19 protein-coding genes are annotated in these 17,113 nt (G+C 54.5%); 7 read left to right on the forward strand and 12 right to left on the reverse strand.

The window, feature by feature from the left end; all coding sequences use genetic code 11:
* Positions 1–47 precede the first annotated feature (47 nt).
* The 3 genes from VE954_RS22550 to VE954_RS22560 all read right to left on the reverse strand — a co-directional run bounded on the left by VE954_RS22550 (position 48) and on the right by VE954_RS22560 (position 2,740).
* Positions 48–1,007: a lytic transglycosylase domain-containing protein gene (locus VE954_RS22550; protein WP_324957016.1), complete on the reverse strand. Its 960-nt coding sequence runs from the start codon at positions 1,005–1,007 to the stop codon at positions 48–50.
* A 41-nt stretch (positions 1,008–1,048) separates the two neighbouring features.
* Positions 1,049–1,480, reverse strand: a complete 432-nt coding sequence (locus tag VE954_RS22555; protein WP_324957018.1) for a hypothetical protein — start codon at positions 1,478–1,480, stop codon at positions 1,049–1,051.
* A gap of 399 nt (positions 1,481–1,879) precedes the next feature.
* Positions 1,880–2,740, reverse strand: coding sequence for a hypothetical protein (locus VE954_RS22560; protein WP_324957020.1), 861 nt, complete (start codon positions 2,738–2,740; stop codon positions 1,880–1,882).
* Positions 2,741–2,963: 223 nt separating this feature from the next.
* Here VE954_RS22560 and VE954_RS22565 point away from each other — a divergent pair, with 223 nt between their 5' ends.
* A complete protein-coding gene (locus tag VE954_RS22565; protein ID WP_324957022.1) occupies positions 2,964–3,344 on the forward strand; it encodes a hypothetical protein in 381 nt (126 codons plus the stop codon).
* Here VE954_RS22565 and VE954_RS22570 read toward each other — a convergent pair.
* Positions 3,328–5,115 (reverse strand): ATP-binding protein, encoded by a 1,788-nt coding sequence (locus VE954_RS22570; RefSeq protein WP_324957024.1) that lies wholly within the window; start codon positions 5,113–5,115, stop codon positions 3,328–3,330. The genes VE954_RS22565 and VE954_RS22570 overlap by 17 nt on opposite strands.
* A gap of 120 nt (positions 5,116–5,235) precedes the next feature.
* Here VE954_RS22570 and VE954_RS22575 point away from each other — a divergent pair, with 120 nt between their 5' ends.
* The gene (locus VE954_RS22575; protein ID WP_324957026.1) at positions 5,236–6,024 is read left to right on the forward strand and encodes a hypothetical protein; all 789 of its coding nucleotides are present in this window, start codon (positions 5,236–5,238) and stop codon (positions 6,022–6,024) included.
* On the opposite strand, the gene VE954_RS22580 is transcribed toward VE954_RS22575, so the two are convergent.
* Entirely contained in the window at positions 6,010–6,789 is a 780-nt protein-coding gene (locus tag VE954_RS22580) for a hypothetical protein (protein ID WP_324957028.1), read from the reverse strand. The two genes, VE954_RS22575 and VE954_RS22580, sit on opposite strands and share 15 nt — an antisense overlap.
* 106 nt (positions 6,790–6,895) lie before the next feature.
* On the opposite strand from VE954_RS22580, the gene VE954_RS22585 reads away from it, so the two are divergent.
* The gene (locus tag VE954_RS22585) at positions 6,896–7,933 is read left to right on the forward strand and encodes a FecR family protein (RefSeq protein WP_324957030.1); all 1,038 of its coding nucleotides are present in this window, start codon (positions 6,896–6,898) and stop codon (positions 7,931–7,933) included.
* A 5-nt stretch (positions 7,934–7,938) separates the two neighbouring features.
* Positions 7,939–10,278, forward strand: a complete 2,340-nt coding sequence (locus tag VE954_RS22590) for an adenylate/guanylate cyclase domain-containing protein (protein WP_324957032.1) — start codon at positions 7,939–7,941, stop codon at positions 10,276–10,278.
* 3 nt (positions 10,279–10,281) lie between these two features.
* Here VE954_RS22590 and VE954_RS22595 read toward each other — a convergent pair whose 3' ends face one another.
* From VE954_RS22595 to VE954_RS22610, 4 genes are all read right to left on the reverse strand, one after another.
* A complete protein-coding gene (locus VE954_RS22595; RefSeq protein ID WP_324957034.1) occupies positions 10,282–11,037 on the reverse strand; it encodes a response regulator transcription factor in 756 nt (251 codons plus the stop codon).
* 71 nt (positions 11,038–11,108) lie between these two features.
* A complete protein-coding gene (locus VE954_RS22600; protein WP_324957036.1) occupies positions 11,109–11,870 on the reverse strand; it encodes a matrixin family metalloprotease in 762 nt (253 codons plus the stop codon).
* Positions 11,860–12,294: a hypothetical protein gene (locus VE954_RS22605; RefSeq protein WP_324957038.1), complete on the reverse strand. Its 435-nt coding sequence runs from the start codon at positions 12,292–12,294 to the stop codon at positions 11,860–11,862. The genes VE954_RS22600 and VE954_RS22605 overlap by 11 nt, the downstream gene beginning before the upstream one ends.
* Positions 12,291–12,806, reverse strand: coding sequence for a hypothetical protein (locus VE954_RS22610; protein WP_324957040.1), 516 nt, complete (start codon positions 12,804–12,806; stop codon positions 12,291–12,293). Before VE954_RS22610 ends, VE954_RS22605 begins: the two co-directional genes overlap by 4 nt.
* 271 nt (positions 12,807–13,077) lie before the next feature.
* Between VE954_RS22610 and VE954_RS22615 the strand changes: the two genes are divergently transcribed.
* Both VE954_RS22615 and VE954_RS22620 read left to right on the forward strand, forming a co-directional pair.
* Complete coding sequence (locus VE954_RS22615; protein WP_324957042.1) at positions 13,078–13,308, forward strand: hypothetical protein; 231 nt, start codon at positions 13,078–13,080, stop codon at positions 13,306–13,308.
* A 132-nt stretch (positions 13,309–13,440) separates the two neighbouring features.
* On the forward strand, positions 13,441–14,442 hold the full coding sequence (locus VE954_RS22620; protein WP_324957044.1) for a lysophospholipase: 1,002 nt from the start codon (positions 13,441–13,443) through the stop codon (positions 14,440–14,442).
* Positions 14,443–14,773: 331 nt separating this feature from the next.
* Here VE954_RS22620 and VE954_RS22625 read toward each other — a convergent pair whose 3' ends face one another.
* Entirely contained in the window at positions 14,774–15,004 is a 231-nt protein-coding gene (locus VE954_RS22625; protein ID WP_324957046.1) for a hypothetical protein, read from the reverse strand.
* A 58-nt stretch (positions 15,005–15,062) separates the two neighbouring features.
* Here VE954_RS22625 and VE954_RS22630 point away from each other — a divergent pair, with 58 nt between their 5' ends.
* Positions 15,063–15,245, forward strand: a complete 183-nt coding sequence (locus tag VE954_RS22630; RefSeq protein ID WP_324957048.1) for a hypothetical protein — start codon at positions 15,063–15,065, stop codon at positions 15,243–15,245.
* On the opposite strand, the gene VE954_RS22635 is transcribed toward VE954_RS22630, so the two are convergent.
* Both VE954_RS22635 and VE954_RS22640 read right to left on the reverse strand, forming a co-directional pair.
* Positions 15,233–16,039: a hypothetical protein gene (locus VE954_RS22635; protein WP_324957050.1), complete on the reverse strand. Its 807-nt coding sequence runs from the start codon at positions 16,037–16,039 to the stop codon at positions 15,233–15,235. The genes VE954_RS22630 and VE954_RS22635 overlap by 13 nt on opposite strands.
* Positions 16,040–16,049: 10 nt before the next feature.
* Positions 16,050–16,958 carry a hypothetical protein gene (locus VE954_RS22640; RefSeq protein WP_324957052.1) on the reverse strand — a complete coding sequence of 303 codons (909 nt, stop codon included), beginning with the start codon at positions 16,956–16,958 and terminating at the stop codon, positions 16,050–16,052.
* Between the last annotated feature and the right edge of the window lie 155 nt (positions 16,959–17,113).

Consider the following 17,113-nt stretch of genomic DNA (forward strand, 5'->3'; position numbering starts at 1 on the left):
TGGGACATATCGCTGCGGGATTTCAGACAAGGCTGGAGGCCTTGCCGTTAAAGAGACGGATCGGCAGGGTCGGTCTGCTCAGCGAATGTGCGTCGATTGGATCGATTATGATGCACCCCATGAACGCGTAGTGCGGCCAGGAATTCAGCATAGAAATTACTGCTGGCAAAGCCAAAACTGGGCGAACGGTAGCGCTGAATAATATCACTCAGTCGGGTGCTCCCCGTCCGGGCCACGGCTCGCTTCATACCACCCAAACCGTGATTGTAGGCTGTAATGGCCAGGGGCCAGTTGCCCAGTTCCGCGTGATTGCCGCGTAAGATGCGGGCCGCGGCTTCTGTGGCTTTGAGTGGCGAATTTCGCTCATCAACGTACCGATTCACGCGGATGTAGGCCCGGGCCGTTTTGGGCATCAACTGCCAAAGTCCGGACGCGCCCACCTTGGAGCGGGCACGCAGGTTGAACATGGATTCGACAAAGACGATGCGGGTGAGTTCAGGAGGTAAGCCATGATTACGGAAGATGCGTTCCATGCGTGGCAGGTACAGTTCCGAGGTTCGAAAAGCTTCCCGGAACGTGTCCGACAAACCACCCTGGCCACGCAGGGCTATCTGACCTTTCAAAAGGCGATCGCGAGCTTGGGGTGTGCTGCAGGCATTCCAAATGGCAGCTGCCAAAGCATGTTCATGCCGCACGGCCGGCCCGCGTTCGGCAAAACCTTCAAGGGTTTCAGCGTAACGGCGCATGGTCGCCTGAATGAAGCGCTCGGCCCCGGGGCTGTCGCTGTTGTCAAAACCTTGGGACCGGAGTTGAATGACACCCAGAATCGTGGCCAAATCATCCTTATCGTGAATCACGATGTGATGGCTGGGATGACGGGAAAAGATTTTTTCCCAGAACTGCACCCGTTGCTCGATGATCGGCGACGACGGGAACACCGCTTGGGTTCGCGCCTCCGCTGACCAGGGCAGCCACAGACAAAACAGGGCTGTTCTTATATATCTCATGGTCCACTCACTCTTTTCCCAAAGATTCTTGCCCGACTTGCTCAATGCATCAGGCTTGCGCTCGCCATCTTCTTACGGACAGGTGCCTTCTGCGTGGCCATGTCGGCAACATCATGCTGAAGGTCCTGGATCATGCTGCGAATTTCTTCCAGGCGCACACTTTGGATCTGCGCGTCAGCCGGCTTCTCCAGGGAGGTCCGCACGGTTTTCTTGAATTGATTTTCCCAGTAGGCATAGCACTGACCGCTGTAATATTCGCGGAGAGTCGGATTATCGAACTGAGCATGCTTACGGCCGTAGTAATCGCCGTAAATGAAGCCACCGACCAGACCCACAAGGGCAATGACAAAACCGAGCAGATACAGGGTGAACACGATCAGTCGTTGCTCATGGGCATCGGGAGCACGATCACGGAAACGCAAAGAAGGGGTTTCAGAACTGGATAAAACTTTTGGAAATTCCTGGTCTTGCATGGGGAAAGCGATCTCCTGGTTAAGTAGAGCGACTAAAATTGGTTTGAAAAGTGAAGCAGGAGCAGCAGGAGATGGAGCGAGAAGCAACCCGGTTCAGAAGGCATGGTGAACGGGCCCTTCGTAACTTTTTTTTTAGGAAAAGGATACAAAAAAAGAGTGCTGTGATGGCTTGAAAAAGAGGCTGGGAAAGAATTTGCAAAGACGCGGGGTTGGCGAGCCGCCGTTGGCTACGGGCGGCCGCAGAAAGACAAATTCAACATTTCAAATGGTGGCTGCGGCGAGGCGTCTGTGGTCCAAACGCTTCGGCCAGCGAACCAACAACTTTGGCTTTACGGATTCGGCCAGCGAACCAACAACCTTGGCTTTACGGATTCGGCCAGCAGTGCAACGGCTTCGGCCTTACGGCTTCAACCAGCTCGCCGTCACCCGGAGCTGACCGATGTTGTTGTTCCACTCATATTCATCCATGATCGCCACAAAGAGCCGCGTGGCACCATTCGGGATCATGAAAGCCTGCATGGTTCCAGCGCTGTCCTTGCCGTCACCAATGAAGAAGATCTGGCCGATAGCCGGCGCCAGCATCTTGAAATTACGCTTATCGGGGGCTGCAAAATCGAGATTCGGAGCGGTGGCTGTCCTCTGGTTGGTCGGCGTCGCATCCAGAAAGATCCCTATCAAACTATTGATAGGGGCGGACGTCATCGCAATCCTGTTCATGTTGCCCAGGGTGTGCTGCACCACCTTGGTGCCCTGCCCATCAGCATTGGAGTCCTGGCCAGGCATATCACCGAAAGCAATGCGACCTTCAACCTTGAAATAAAGGACCTTGCCCGACTCCAAACATGCGGGGTCGTTGGGCAGCATCTGAATGGGTGCATTCCGCGGCGCACGATCCGTGCTGTTCGGATAGGCGATCGAGGAATTGCCTGGCATTCCGGCCAGGAATGGATTGGTGGTGGCCGTGATCTGATAGGGTGTCGTGCAATCGGTGAGCAACGGAACCTTTTTGGGCTCTTCAGCTGGCGTATAGATAATAGTATCGGAGCTGGCATCGACCGGCCGATTGCGTTCGACATTGATCGATCCCAGCACGCTGATGTCTTCGCTGCGCACACCGTTGTCGCGCGGCTCGTCCTCGGGCGTAAATTCATCAGGTATAGCGGGATTCACACGATCCGTTCCACACGATCCGCACATAGCGCTCAGCAGGCACAGGCCTACTGCCCGCGCACGCAGCGCGGCAAACATGAGTTGACTCACGATGGTCCCCTTCCTCTAACGTTCGCGCTAGCATCGGCGTAGCCCGGGATAACCTGAGGGGCATTATTCTTACTTTTGGGAAAGTAAAAAATAGACCCAAACATGCGGCATCATTACGCGCGAAATGAGCAGTGGAATCCCAGGGATGAAGCTCTTGATCAAGGGGCTTACCAGCACGACCGAAGAAATGGTAAGGACTGCATCGTTATGAGGGGAACACAACATGACCATAGAAGACGACATATTGCATGAGGTGCATCAGAGTTTGGACCGTTGCGGACAGCACGGAGCCTTCTTTGACAAACTGGGATCCAATTTCAAAGCGGCCGGCGTCCCGGCCCCCACGATGATGGGACAAAAATATAAATGGGCCAAGGAAGACCTGGTCCGCCTCGTGATGCTCGCCGCGGCCCATCAGCCCGAAGCCCGCGCCGGGGCTGTCCACATGAGCGTTCCGCCCCAGCTTTACAAATTTTGGATTGATGGTTTGATGGCAACCGTGCGCGAATTCGATGAGAAATTCACTCCGGAATTGGAAAGGAAGTGGCGGCTGGTCCTGCATAAGAGTCTGCCGCCCGTGAGCAGGTTTAAGCTTCCTGCTTGAGACGGATCACAAATCGAGCCCCACCCTTATACTCTTTATCCAGGGTAATGGAACCCCCGTGATCGTGAATGATTTCACGAGCGATATAGAGGCCCAGGCCGGTGCCTTTGGACTTGCCAAAGGTGGCGAAGGGCTGAAATAAGGTCTTGGCCAGCTCAGGTGGAATCCCAGGACCACTATCGGCAATCGAGATTTCCAACCAATCCTGATCCACAGGGTGCGATTCAATACTAATATGGCCATCGGCCTTCAAAATCTCCAACGCATTGTTGGTCAGATTGAAGATCACGCGCATGAGCTTGGCTTTATCCACGCGAACCTTGCCCGCATAATTGAAGCTGGTCTTGAGCGTTACCTTATGACGTTCAGTTTCCGCCTGCAGCATGAATTCGACTTCATGCAGCACTTCGTTGAGCGGTAAAATCTCGAAGCGGAATTTTCTCTCGCCTCGAGCGACGCTCAGCAGCTCTTCAACCATCGTAATGCAGCGATTGGCCTGGTTACGGATGATCGTACAGACCCGCTCCACCTGATGTTCCGCCATCTGATCCCGGCTGCCCAGGAGTTCGGCGCAGCCTATGATCGCCGAGATGGGATTTTTCAAATCGTGGATGATGGTACTGGCCACCTGTCCGATCGCGGCCAGGTTTTCGGATCGCTTCTTTTCTTCGATCAATTGTTTGCGCATGATCAGCGAGAAGATCTGGGCGCCAATGATCTGCATAAAAGCCAAGTCTTCATACAGAAAACCGCTGGGCTTGTTGAAAACCTCCAGGATGCCCTGGCTGACATTCGTTTTATGCGGATCCATGGATTGATGGATGGGAATAGCCAGGAGATTGGTGAGGGGCGTATCCACCTGCTCAGAGATCTGATCCAAATACGTGTCGCCCCGCTGCAGGCTATTGACGATAACCGCCTTGCCTTCCTTGAGCAGGTTCTTCAAATAAATGCTATCGAGTTCAGCTCGGGTCCAGTGGCTGACCTTCCGACCTTCCTCCACCTGAGCGGCGTAAGCATCCCAGGTTTTATTTTCGGTCTGGATCATCAGGCAGCCGACGCGGGCACCGACTGCGGCCACCGCTTTGCGAATAACGGAACTGATAAAGTCATAGAGGTTTGAGGATTCGTTAACGGCTTTTTCAAGTTCACGGATCACTTCCAGCTGGTCGAGCTTTTGCTTCAAGCGGACCTGGGTATTGGAAAGATCACGGATAATGCGGGCTTTTTCCTGATAAAGATAAGCCGATTCAATCGCAACCGCCGCCTGAGAGGCGAAGGCGATGCTAAACGTCTCATCCGCGGGTTCGAAGTCGCCCTCGTGTTTATTGAGGAGCTGAAGGCAGCCTATCGTTTTCCCGTCGAGGTTGGCCATGGGCACACACAAAATATTGCGCGTGCGATAGCCCGTGGAGCGATCGACGTCGGGATTGAAGAGAGGGCTGTTATAGGCATCGGGAATCAGAATGGTTTCGCCCAGCTCGATGGTGCGGCCGGCAACACCCGCGCCCCTTGGGAAACGGATGATCTGACTTTCCCCCAGCTGCACCTTGGACCAGATCTCGTCGCGCTCTTCATCCAGGAGGAAGATACTGCAGCGATCCGCATTCAGAGCTTTACGACCCTGATCGGCAATATAGATCAGCAGGTTATCAAGGTTCTTTTCGAGGCCCATAAAGCGACAGACATCCAGCAGCTTCAGCAGCTGGTCGAGACTCGGCATATGCGAGTCGCTCAGACGGGGAACATTGAGTATTTTCGCTTCTGACATCGAATGGGGTCCTCATGCATATCTCTATTTTCCGTGACCGTTCCTTAAACAGATAGGGGTTAAAAGTTCCCAGTGCTCAGGACAATGATATAATGCGGTAAGGCAGCGAGGAGGTTCAGCATGCACATCATTCTTGGCTTTTTTTGCAGTTTTCTGTTGGCGGCACCGGGAGCTCTCGCGGCCTGCGACGCCTATAAGGAATATGTTACCGCGTATAACTACCTTTTGGATAAAAAGGCCATTGCCTTCACCAAGGATCAGGCCTCGCGCACGGCCTTCGCGGTCGCCAAAGGCTGTGACGGCGCCGCGGGTCGCTTCATTCGCGTGTTTGACCTCCTGATCAATGCCCGCCTCACCCTGCAGGAATCGACCACGATCGCCCTGGAGACGGCCCAGACCGGGGATGACAGCGCGGAAAATTTTGTCGAAGTCTTTAAGGCCGCTTATCTGGAAAAATACCTGGACTTGTCCCTGCAGCAGGCGCTGGACCTGGCCCGCTCGTTAAGTGGTGAGGGTCCGTGGATTCGCCAGGATTATGTGAAACTGGTCGACTTCTGCCTCGCCAAAAAAGGTCTGGCCCTCCCGAAACCCGCGTGTGCGAATCTTGCCCGCGACCTGACCCTGATGGGCGAGCCTGAACAGAGTCGGTCCGTTGCCGAGCGTTTCGTGGAATTACTTGAATTTCTGCGCAGCAACAAGGACGGGCCCCAGCTCACAACATCCGATGCACTGGCGGTGACCCAGGAGATGATGGCCATCAGCCCGGATGCTGGACGCAATTTCATTCCGGGCTATCAATTTGCGCGCGATAAAAACCAACTGGGTTTGGACCGATCCAAGGCCGTGCACTTCGCCCGGCAACTGGCAGGTCTCACCCGATCCCCTGCCCCACCTTCAGAAGCGAAGTGAAAGCTCGATGCCAGGGGTTAAAGCCGGCCTGGTCGGACGGGCTTGGGCCCACTGCAGTTCATCGTCCTCGTCCCCTGCTTCCTGTGGCATCAGGATCAACTGGGTGACAGGGCCATAAATTTTCTTTTTGTATTCCTGCTGCTGATCGTGATTGATGATCCAAGGATGATCAAACACCAAAGGCAGGAAAGCCATGACTGCGGCTACACCGGCCAGGGCTTTGACCTTATCGTTTTCTTCAGGCAGAGACGTGACGGCAATGGCACCGGCGAAATTGGTGAACGCGGATATATATTGCACGCGACGCATCAGATAGGCTGGAAAATAAAGGGCTTCTTCGGCGCGTCGTTCCTTGATCAGAGTCTGTTCGGTAGACTTGTCGCCCATGCCTGCAATGTCCTGCTGACCGTTGCGATAGGGCGTGTACATGGCACTCAGGCCCACCGTTCCGATCAACCAACCCAGACCAATCCCTGACGCAATCGCGCCCGCTTCCCGACTCTGTGGTTCTTTCATGCCCGTGGCACTTAAACCGGCCAGCAGCGTGAAGAAAGCCGGGGCCTGCAGAACCACGTGTGTGCTGAAGCGCGATTTGCTTTCCTGATTGGCCAGCGTCGCCAGTCTTTGACTGGCTTTGGGTACCACCAGCAGTTCAGGATACTGATAACCATCCTTCGAAGCTGGTGCCGACTCGGCCTGCAGCGCGGCACCGGAACTTGCAACGAGGAATGCCAGAGAAAAAATTCCAGCTTTTGAATTTTTCATGCAGGCTCCCCTTGCTGTTTCGCTTGCTAAAGAAGTAGCATTTCTACTTGTTACTAGATTAGGTTGTCCAAAGACCAAGATCAAATGTTCTTTTACCGGAGCACGCATGAAGTCTCGTCAAAAACTCGGGATCCTGACCATTTTTTTTAGCCTTCCGGCCTGGGGCGCGGCTGGCGATCATACGGCAAAGATCACGCGATTTTTTGGCAAAGCACAAATTCTGTCGCAGCCTTCCGATAAAAAAGCAGGACAGCCCCCTCATGCGCTGTTTGAAGGGAAATACTATCATGTGGAGCCGGCCCGTCTCGGTTCCGAAATTCAGCTCGGCAGCATCATTCAAACGTCGGATAAAACCATGGTCCGGCTGGTCTATCCCAACGGGGATCAGATAATGGTCTCGCCTTCGTCATCCTATAAAGTCAGTTTGGAAACCAAGGATGGCAAGGACAAGCCGATTTCTGAACTTATCTATGGCAAATTCCGTGCTGTGATTTCCAAGGACGGTCCCCGTAGCAAGTCTGAGGTTCGAACCCGGACCATGGTCATGGGCATTCGTGGTACAGACTTTCACGTCGCGGCCTTTTCGGATCAAGGCGGATCGGTGGTTTCTGTTCTGCGTGGCGCGGTTGCGGTCACGCCACAGGTCGCGAAATCCGGCGAACAGCCCCAAACGATTGAAGTCAAAACCGGCTTCAGTGCATCGGTGCCGCCGCAAAACACGGTTCCCATGAAGGTCGCAGCCACCGATAAATTGGATTTGCGGGCTATTCAAGACAGCGTCAACTTCCAAAAAAATCAGCCCAACGAAGCGGCACCCGATCCTGAAACTCAAAAGACGATTGCCCTGCTCGAAGCCACGGCCGTCGCTTCCACCAAAAAAGATATTCAGACTGGCGACCCCGATCTCTATAAGCGCATTGAAGCCGCGGAAGCTGCGGGCAAGGCGATCGACAACCTGGAAGTGCTGCAGGCCGTGACTCTGGAAAAAGCCCTGGTCCGTGCCCCTGAGCCCAGTGCGGAAAAAATTGAAGCTCTGGAAAAAGCCGGCGTTTTGAAAAAGCCTGCAGCTCCGCCTCGAAAGCCCAGTAGCCAGGAGCTCGATGAGCTGGAAGGCGGCATCTATGACAAATACTTCAAGCGCTAACCACCATGCTGGAAAAATCATCATTCCGTCATAAACTGGGTTTGATCGCGATCTGCCTTCTCGTTATCGCCGGCAGCTATTATGCAATGTTTCAACATTATCGATCATTTCGTTTCGCCAAAACGGAAACGGATCTGATCTATCGCATTGAAAGCAAATTACTCGATTACCGCCTGAAGATGCGCGGGCCTATCAAAGGCTCCGGACAGCTGGGAATCCTGGCGATCGATGAGCGCTCCATCGCTGAGTTCGGGCGTTGGCCCTTCTCTCGGCGTTACTATGCGCAAGCTTTTGACAACCTTAAGAAATTGGGGGTTCATTGGATAGGCTTTGATGCTATTTTTTCCGAGCCCGAGCGCACGGCCAATGAAGATTTCCAGCCGATCTTCCAATCGCTTCAAAAGGATGGCCGGCCCGCGAATGTGCAAAAGAACCTGCGTCAGTACCAGGCCATGCAAAGTCACAGTCCGGCGGATCAATCCTTTCAAAAAGCCATTGCCGCCTTTAACGACATCACCCTTGGCTACCTTTACTTTAGCAACCCTCGTGAAGCGGAACTGAATCGCAAGGATCGGGAGGCGGCCTTTCCGCAGCTCAAACCGATGGCCGATGCGTCGCAAATTGTCGCGGATTTGCCGAACGGGCGCAGCCTTCATGATTACACGGAACTCAGTCGTGCCTACGGTCTGGTATCGAATACCGCAGAACTCACGGCAGTCGGACAGCATTTTGCGTTTTTCAGTAACGATAATGACAGTGATGCCATCAATCGCTGGGTGACCCTGGTGGCGAATGTTGATGGACAGCTGATGCCGTCGCTGGCTCTAAAAACCGCAGCCGAGTACCTGAATCGCGAAATTTTCGTCGTCTTCGATGAATTTGGTATCGAGACCGTCGCTCTGGTCAGCCGTGAGAATCCGGAAGATGTGCAGGACATCCCCATCGATACCCGCGGCGCCGGACGTATGCTGCTCAATCCTTTAGGACCTGGGGGTTCGTTCAAACATTTCAGCCTGGCTGATGCGTATCACAATACGTTCAGTGACAAGGATAAAAAACTGCTCAAGGGCGCGGTTCTGCTGCTGGGCGGGACTGCCGCGGGGACCAACGATGTCCGGCCCAATGCCTTTGATCCCGGAATCGATGGCGTGGAAAACCATGCTGCGGCGATCGACAACATCGTCAGTCGCAACTTTCTGCGTCGGCCGGTTTCCATCTATAAAACAGAGCTGCTCATCATCCTGGGCGTGGGGCTCGTCTTTGCGCCTCTGATGATCTATGCCCATGCCCTGATGTCAGGCATCATGGTCTTGCTGTTTGTGGTCGGATACTACTATCTGGATAAATATCTGTGGTTTGGCCGTGGTGTGTGGACCTTTATCGCCGTTCCCTGCCTGGAAATTATTGCGATGGGTTTTCTGACCACGATCTATAAATACATGACCGAGGAACTGGAGCGCAAAAAACTGAAAGGTGCCTTCCAGCATTATCTCAGTCCAGAAGTCATCAACCAGATGCTGGAGCATCCTGAGGAAATGCAGCTCGGTGGTGTTCGCCAGGAATTGACGGTGCTGTTCTCGGACGTGCGTGGCTTCACAACGATTTCGGAATCCCTGTCACCGGAAAAACTCTGCGAACTGATGAACGATTATTTTACGCCCATGACGTCGCTGATTTTACGAAGCGGCGGCGTTTTGGATAAATACATCGGGGATGCGATCATGGCCTTCTGGGGCGCGCCTGTAGCCCTGCCGAATCATGCGGATATTGCCGCTCAGGTGGCCCTTGATATGCTGCGCGCTTTGGATCATGTGAGGCAGGACTTTAAAAGAAAGCAGTTCCCCTCCATCGATATCGGCATTGGGCTCAATACGGGACCCATGTCGGTGGGCAACATGGGTTCCCTGGAACGCTTCACCTATACCGTCATGGGCGATGCTGTGAATCTCGGTTCACGTTTGGAAGGACTGACCAAGGATTATGGCATTCCTATTATTATCAGCGAATATACGCAAAAGCAGCTGACGCCGGGCCGCTTTATCACGCGGGATCTCGATTATATTCGTGTCAAAGGCAAGCTGGAACCCGTCCATGTTTATGAACTCGTCCGTCCCGAAACATTCCGCTCCATGCAGGATCTAGGGAAATTTATCGAGACCTTTCATATCGGTCGGCAGGCCTATAAGGACAAACGCTGGGATGACGCGATGAGCGCGTTTCACAGCTGCCTTCTGCAAAAGCCAGAGGACACGGTTTCTGCACTTTATAGGGATCGCTGTTCGGCGTATCGACTGAACCCACCGGCTGCGGATTGGGATGGCGTGTTTACGTTCATGCACAAATAAACATTAGGACGCCGACCGTCGGCGTTCCTGAATCAGCGCCCGCAGGCGGTTGATAAAGGCCGCTACGTCCAGCGGCTTTTCAAAATATTCGGCCACATTCAGTTTGCGCGCCAGCTGGTGAAAGCCCTGGGGAAAGGCGCCGGTGATCACCATAACGGGCGTACGAACCCCTTGCTGGGCCAGAAACTCAATGAGCTGAAAACCGCTGAATTCCTTGACGTGAATATCCGTAACGATGGCATCAAAAGTCGCGGTACGCAGCAGGCGAAGGGCTTCACTGCCTTGAGCGGTGGTCGTGACGCGAAAACCAGATTCCTGCAGAGCCATCACGAGGACTTCGGCCAGAACAGGATCATCTTCCATCAAAAACACGTGAGGGCGGTTCAGACTTCGTTCCCGGCCGATGTCGACGAGGTTTTGCGCCAGATGACTATCATTGCCGTCATCCGCCACAACATACTTCAGACCAAGTTCGACATAGGGTTCCAGCAGCGGTTGCTGGCCCGCAGGGGCCAGCCCCACCAGCGGTACAGAACGAACATCCACGTGCAGCATCAGCTGCTGAAGAATCGCTCGCTCTTCGTTCTCAGGAGCATCAAGATCGATCAGCATCAGGTCGGGCGCATGTTGCCTGACAAGCTGGATCGCGTCCAGCACATTGCCGGCAGGCCATGCTTTAATGTCCTGCAATTTCAATCGAAGGGGGAGGCTTCGACGACGGTTGGCGTGAGCACTTAAATAAACAAGTGTCGCGGACATGACTGCCCCCTTCAAGATCGTGGTGATGTCTTAAGGATAGTTGATCCCCCGCGAAAGACAAAGCGTTCGGCTTATTTTCCAGCGAAGCGTCGCCAGCCTATGAGGAGTAAGGGCAACACGAACCAAAGCGCGGTCCCCTTCCCCTGACCACCGACCGCACCGCACGTGGTGAGATACTGGACATCTTCGGACTCGCCGGGCTCGGGATAGAGGAAACTCACGCCAGCCTTGTCATCCAAAGCCAGGTTCGCCGACTCATCCAATGAGGAATAGGACATAAGCGAACGATAGCTGCTATGGGGATGGCCGAGCCCGAGACAGTGCCCCAGTTCATGCACGAGGGTGCGCAGCAGGCCTTTGGCTGAGACGCTGCTGCTTGAGACGCTGATGTCACAGTCGTGAATGATATGCGGATTCTTTTCGCTATCCGTCGCTTCCGGATCGGATGTCATAAAACTCGGCAGAGCGGCTGCCGCCACGGCCTGAGAATCCTGCTCCTCAACGACTATAGCGAAAATTTCATCGTTCTCGTCGATATGCGCGGCGTGGTCCTGCTGCGAATTCAGAACCACGTAAGCGGTTGGCACGTTATTCCAGGTGTTCATCGCGGTTGTCAGGAGCGCGGCCATAAGATCCTGATCGCTGGAATCAGCAAAACTGCCATCAAGCACGTCCTCTTTTTCGGTGAGGTTCGGCGCATCGCCATTCCAAAGGAAGGTCACGGTAGGATGGTCCGGACTCACGGGTAACCGCGGTTTGAGCTGACTGATATGAACAAAACTCAAAGCCGGCGTGCTGCTGAACAAGAGAATCAAAATCAATTCACAACGCATAGCTCATTCCCATCCGAAATGTGTAAGGAAACTGCCAGCCGTAATTGCCAATGCCAACCACCTGCCGATATTCAACCTGATAGCGAAAACGGCGCCAGAACGGGGCCGATTCATAACCATAGGCGTGATCCACCCCGACGCCGACTCCGGAGCTGGTGACGAGCAGGCCGCCGCCCAGCGCTGCATAGAAACCATCCTTATAAAAGCGCTGCCCCCACAGAAGGCCCGGCACGAGGCTGATCACCCACTCGCGCTGCGAATCCGTGACTATGGTGAACTGCCAATCGACGGGATTGCCGGGTGGAATGGAAACGGGATTGGATCCACCCTGCCCGAGCGAGGGCGGTCCAATGAGAAGATGGAGCTGTTTCGCGTGCAAAGCGGACGGCATGAGAGCGAGGAGCAGCAGCATACAGTGTTTCATAGGGCAACCTCAGCACCCAGGGTGAAAATCGACTTGCGGGCGGTCGTCAGGAAGAGAAAGGCAAAACCCGCCGCATAGATCTGCGAATTCCATTCAGCGTTGACCCGCCAACGATCTTCGCTCCAAAGCGTGTAGGCCAGGCCCAGACAAAGCCCGATGTTGACATCATGCACCGATGTTTTCGGTTCTCCTGGTGGGTCATAGGATGTATAAGCGTCCATCACGGTCACACCGTAACGGGCCGTGAGCTCGGGCCAGGGAAAAATTTTGAGAATTTCATCGCGGCTGAGCATCGTGGTCATTTCCAGAAAGGAACCAAAGCGCCTTCCGGTAAAATCCACACGGTATCGGGTGCCATCATCAAGGCCCAGACCGAGTTGAATGCCAGGATGGAGCAAGAAATCTCCCTGCTCCATCACACTTTCACCGGCCTGCAGCCAAACGCCAGCGTGAGCACAAGCAGAACTGAGTAGCCACAGCATAAAGCCACGCACAAGTGTTCGAGGGAACATTGTTTGCTCCTGGGACAAGGCTTACCGGTAAGTCGTACGATTCAGCATAATTGGTTCCGAGAGGTGGCGTCAACTGAGCGAGACTATTCGGCTTTGCGCGCAGGATCCGGAACCCTTCAAGAAACCGCTCCGGACCGCCGAAGAGTGAGCAAAATTTTTTTGAACTTGGGAATCATGTGGTAGACAGCTAAGCTGGGGTTGACATCGGGGTGAACGCCTTTCCATAATGATAGTCATACCACCCCAGTACCATACGGAAAGGATGCTGCTTATGCGCGGAAAGATCCAGGATTGCCCACGTTGTGGCAACGCCGCGAGGCTTGAGAAGCGCCCATTCAGCGATCAGGCCCTTGCCGCCCTGGTGACCTGGGGTGACATGGAACGCGCGCTGGTCGGCCAGGCCATTTGCGAGGAATGCTATACGGAAATGCGCGACATCCTCATCGAACGGAGTGAGGATATTAAAAAGATCGATCCCAAATCGTTGACCAAAGCCAGTTGATCTCGATGGGGCCTGCCTGGCCCCGTCCTGCCAGCGCCCACTCGGGCGGTTCACCTCCCTCGGATATGTGATGACAGCCTTTCGTCTTTCCCCTATACAATTTCCTCAGCTGTCAACAACGAGGATCACGCTATGGACGCAACGACTTTAACCTGTCATTTTGCTCCCGTTTTTCCCTATCGCCCCGAGCTGAAACGCAAGAGACCTCAGGTTCCTCAAGGACCACGCGGCTTTCCTAACAAGGAAGACGACTGGATCGTGGAGTTTGAAAGTTTTGATAGCGCCGATCGCAAGGTACAGATTTTTGGTCACCTGTTCCGCCCCGAGAAAGTCGATCCACAGCTGGCGCATCGTGCCGTTGTGATTTTGCACGGACAGGGCGAACACAGCGGTCGCTATATTCACTGGGCGCATTATCTCAAAAATGAAGTGGGTTCGATTTATCTGATCGATCATCGCGGTCATGGCCAGTCCACGGGTATCCGCGGTCACGTGGATAAATTTGATTGCTATGCAGACGACGCCGCCGCGGCTGTGCGGCGTTATCATAATTATCTGATGGAAAAATATGGCAAGGCCGAGATTCACGTCGTCGGCCACAGCATGGGCGGTCTGATCGCTTTGCGCGCGGCGCTGCTCTATAACATGCCGATCCGTTCGCTGACTGTCAGCGCACCGATGATTGAACTGGGTTTTCCGGTGGGACGAGTCAAGGAATTCGCCGCCGGTTTGTTGAACAAACTGGTGCCTTACCTGCCTTTGCCGTCCGAGCCTTTGGGGGACCTGATTTCCCGCGACCCGGCCGTGGTCGAGCATTATAAGTCAGATTCCTTGAATCACGGCCTGGCGTCGCCTGGTTTCTATTTTTCCTATCTAGCGGCCAAGAACGACACCCTCCGTCGCGCCAAGGAATTCCGCGTGCCGCTCCTGGTCCTCCTGCCGATGGCGGATCAGGTCATCAATCCGGAAGGCACCGAGGAACTCTATCGGGCCCTGCAGGCGCCTGAAAAGAAGATCATCCGTTATCCTGGGCTGTATCACGAGGTGTTTAACGAACCCGAGAAAGATCGGGTGTTTGCTGATCTGAAGGCCTGGCTGCGCGCGCACTATGAAGGGGCCACGCCTGGCAGCTGACGGTCGGTGAGTCGAGCCTAACCCGTCTGCAGCTGACGGCTCAGTTGGTAATTTTCCTTAATAAGCAGGATAAGGGTTGGAACGTATTGGTGATTTTGCCGTCCACTTTGCTTACCTGGCCGACTGGTCGAAGAGTATTATAAGTCGGGCGAGAGTTATCGGAACTCTCCGGCAACCAGAAGGAGGCAACCCCATTATGAGTCATCATTCCTGGCGCCAAGTCCCGAGCGGTGGCCCACCTTAAAGGCAAGCTGCTTCAGGCAGCTTCGATCGTGAGGCATCCCGATTCACAACCACGAGGAGTTTTAGGTTCGGAATGATAGAGAGTAGTTCACGCGACCGACGGGCCCATCTTTGATGATGCGCCGTGGTCTGATGTGGACGCGTGAGGATGAGTATCCTCAAGATTAACATTCCAATGAATCCAGGCCGCCTGCCATGCAGCGGCCTCTCTTTTTTTCTGCTCGTGAAGAAAAACATCCAGGTTTAACAGCACAGCCTTGCGGACAGCTTCATTCAGCTCCTCGCAATCTTTTTCCAGACTTCTTCGTTCTTCGATCATATGTACGCCTTCCTTGCGATTGACTTACAATGAAGAGAATCATTTGAAAGGATGGAATATGCCACCACGCGAATCACGGGGCAGCCTCCTGGCCCTTCGGGAGCGGTATCTTTGGCTTTGGCGTCAACTGCAAAAGCTCGAACAAAGAGTAAAGATCAATCCAGGTCCGATCGAGCCGCAGGATCGTCGGGAACTTTGGGCCCAACGCATGAAACAGCAACTCAAACGCTACTTGCCTTGAGTCGCGTTGGCAAAGGCTGCCGCTGGGCTGGGGCTCGTGCCCTGAGCCTTTTGCAGTACGGCCTGCAGCTGCTTTTCGTAGATCAAGATCGCTAAAGGCGGACAGAGATAAAACAGCCGGAACATCAACCGGGATAACGGTTTTTGCCCTGTTTTCTGCACCAGGATCTCGAGCAGTCGCCAGAGTCCGAACATGGATCGGCGGTAGCGACGGAACCAAAGCGGATGCCGGAGCTGACGCAGGATTTCTGGGGACATTTCCACTCCAAGGTAACAACCTAATGCAAAAATACGGGCGTGAGCCCACGGACGAAAGCTTTGGCCCAAACTGGTGACGATCGCCCATGCCAGTTGCCAGGGATCACGGTGCCCGGCTTCCAGAAGATCGCGGCCGAGTTTGTGCTGGTGCTCCTTGAGGACCAGCATGCGGTAGCGATGCTCTAGAAATGCTGGGGTCTCTTCAGAAGGTGAAGGCTTGTTGAATGATTCGGCCTTGGTCGATGATGCAGAATGGTTCACCGGTGTCACAGGTTTTTGTTCTGTCGCCAGGACGGACGCAATCGCATCGGCCACCGCCTGGGCTGCTGCGTTGGTTTCCGCTAACAGCAACGCTTGCACAGCGAGGCTCGGACTTGTGGGCTCATCGTCTGCAAATGCGGACCGAAGATGCATGCTATCATGCGAAGCCGGCACGATGGGAGAACGCGAGGCCGGTGCTTCCACCGAAACCGCGGTTGCCGCTGCAGGCACGGTTTGCTTCCATATGCCCTTGTAGGCTGCGATGGTTTTAGCCATGAGTTGTCTCCTACATCGTCTTATCATTTTGAGGTTTCACCGATAGCTCCATCTCCTGGGCCCGAATATACTGGTCCGGCCCAATACGTAACCAACCACTCTGCATATCCTGAACTTCAACTTTGTGATTGCGGAAATAAATCCCCAGGACGGGAAACTGCGTACCCGGCCCACCGTGAATTTCGGCTTTTTCCACCGTCACCCGCATCACAGCCGGCAGCTGCAGCGTCCGCGGGGCTTCATTCGTGACGAGCTTACGGAAGACAAATCCACCGCCCGACACCTGGGCCCATTCCCCATTGAATATCTGCAGTTTCAATTCAGAACCTGGCTCCGCCTTGCGCAAGACGCGTGACGAAATCAGCGGGAACTCCCGAATATTCGCAATATTCTGTCCCACCCAGTAAGGTTGATAGCCAGCCGCAGCAGGATCTTGAAACTGAATCGCATCCACACTGACAAAGGCGCCTGGCCTGACTCGCAACCACTGCCGATCGGTGGTCAACGCACCTTCCAATGCAAAACCCGGAGGCAAGGAATCCACAATTTCAAAACCAGAACCGGGACCCTTCCGCAATTCCACCGCACGCAAGGATAGCCCTTTCAGCATCGGCTCCGAAGTGCCTTCATGAACAGGCGCTGGCGGGGGCACGACAGCAACCGCTGCGGCTTCCACAGGCGGGGACACGGGCACAACGGGAGTATGTTTCGTGGCGACAGCCACCTTTTTAACGGGAACACCTTTATCACTGCCGCAGCTGGCATCCGCCGCGACCTTGCTGCGTCCGCCCGAGGAGCCCTTGCGGGCCACCGGCTGGGTCTGCTGCCAGGCACTGTTCAAAAGAAAACCTATCGTGGTAAAGATAAGGCCGAGCATCACGGTATTACCCGCGGTGGACCCTTTACCGGCGCTTGCCATAGACGTTGGCCTCACAGCGGGTGGTGGCATCGCGGGCGCCTTGGAAGGTTCCAACGCCTGCGCTTTTTTCGGTGGTGGTGCTACGCGACGCGGTGATGAGGTCACGATGGTGGACGCCTGCAGCTCGTGTTCCGCTGCGTTCTACAGCGGAACAC

It is taken from the genome of Oligoflexus sp., assembly GCF_035638955.1.
In the GTDB taxonomy this organism is placed as follows: domain Bacteria; phylum Bdellovibrionota_B; class Oligoflexia; order Oligoflexales; family Oligoflexaceae; genus Oligoflexus.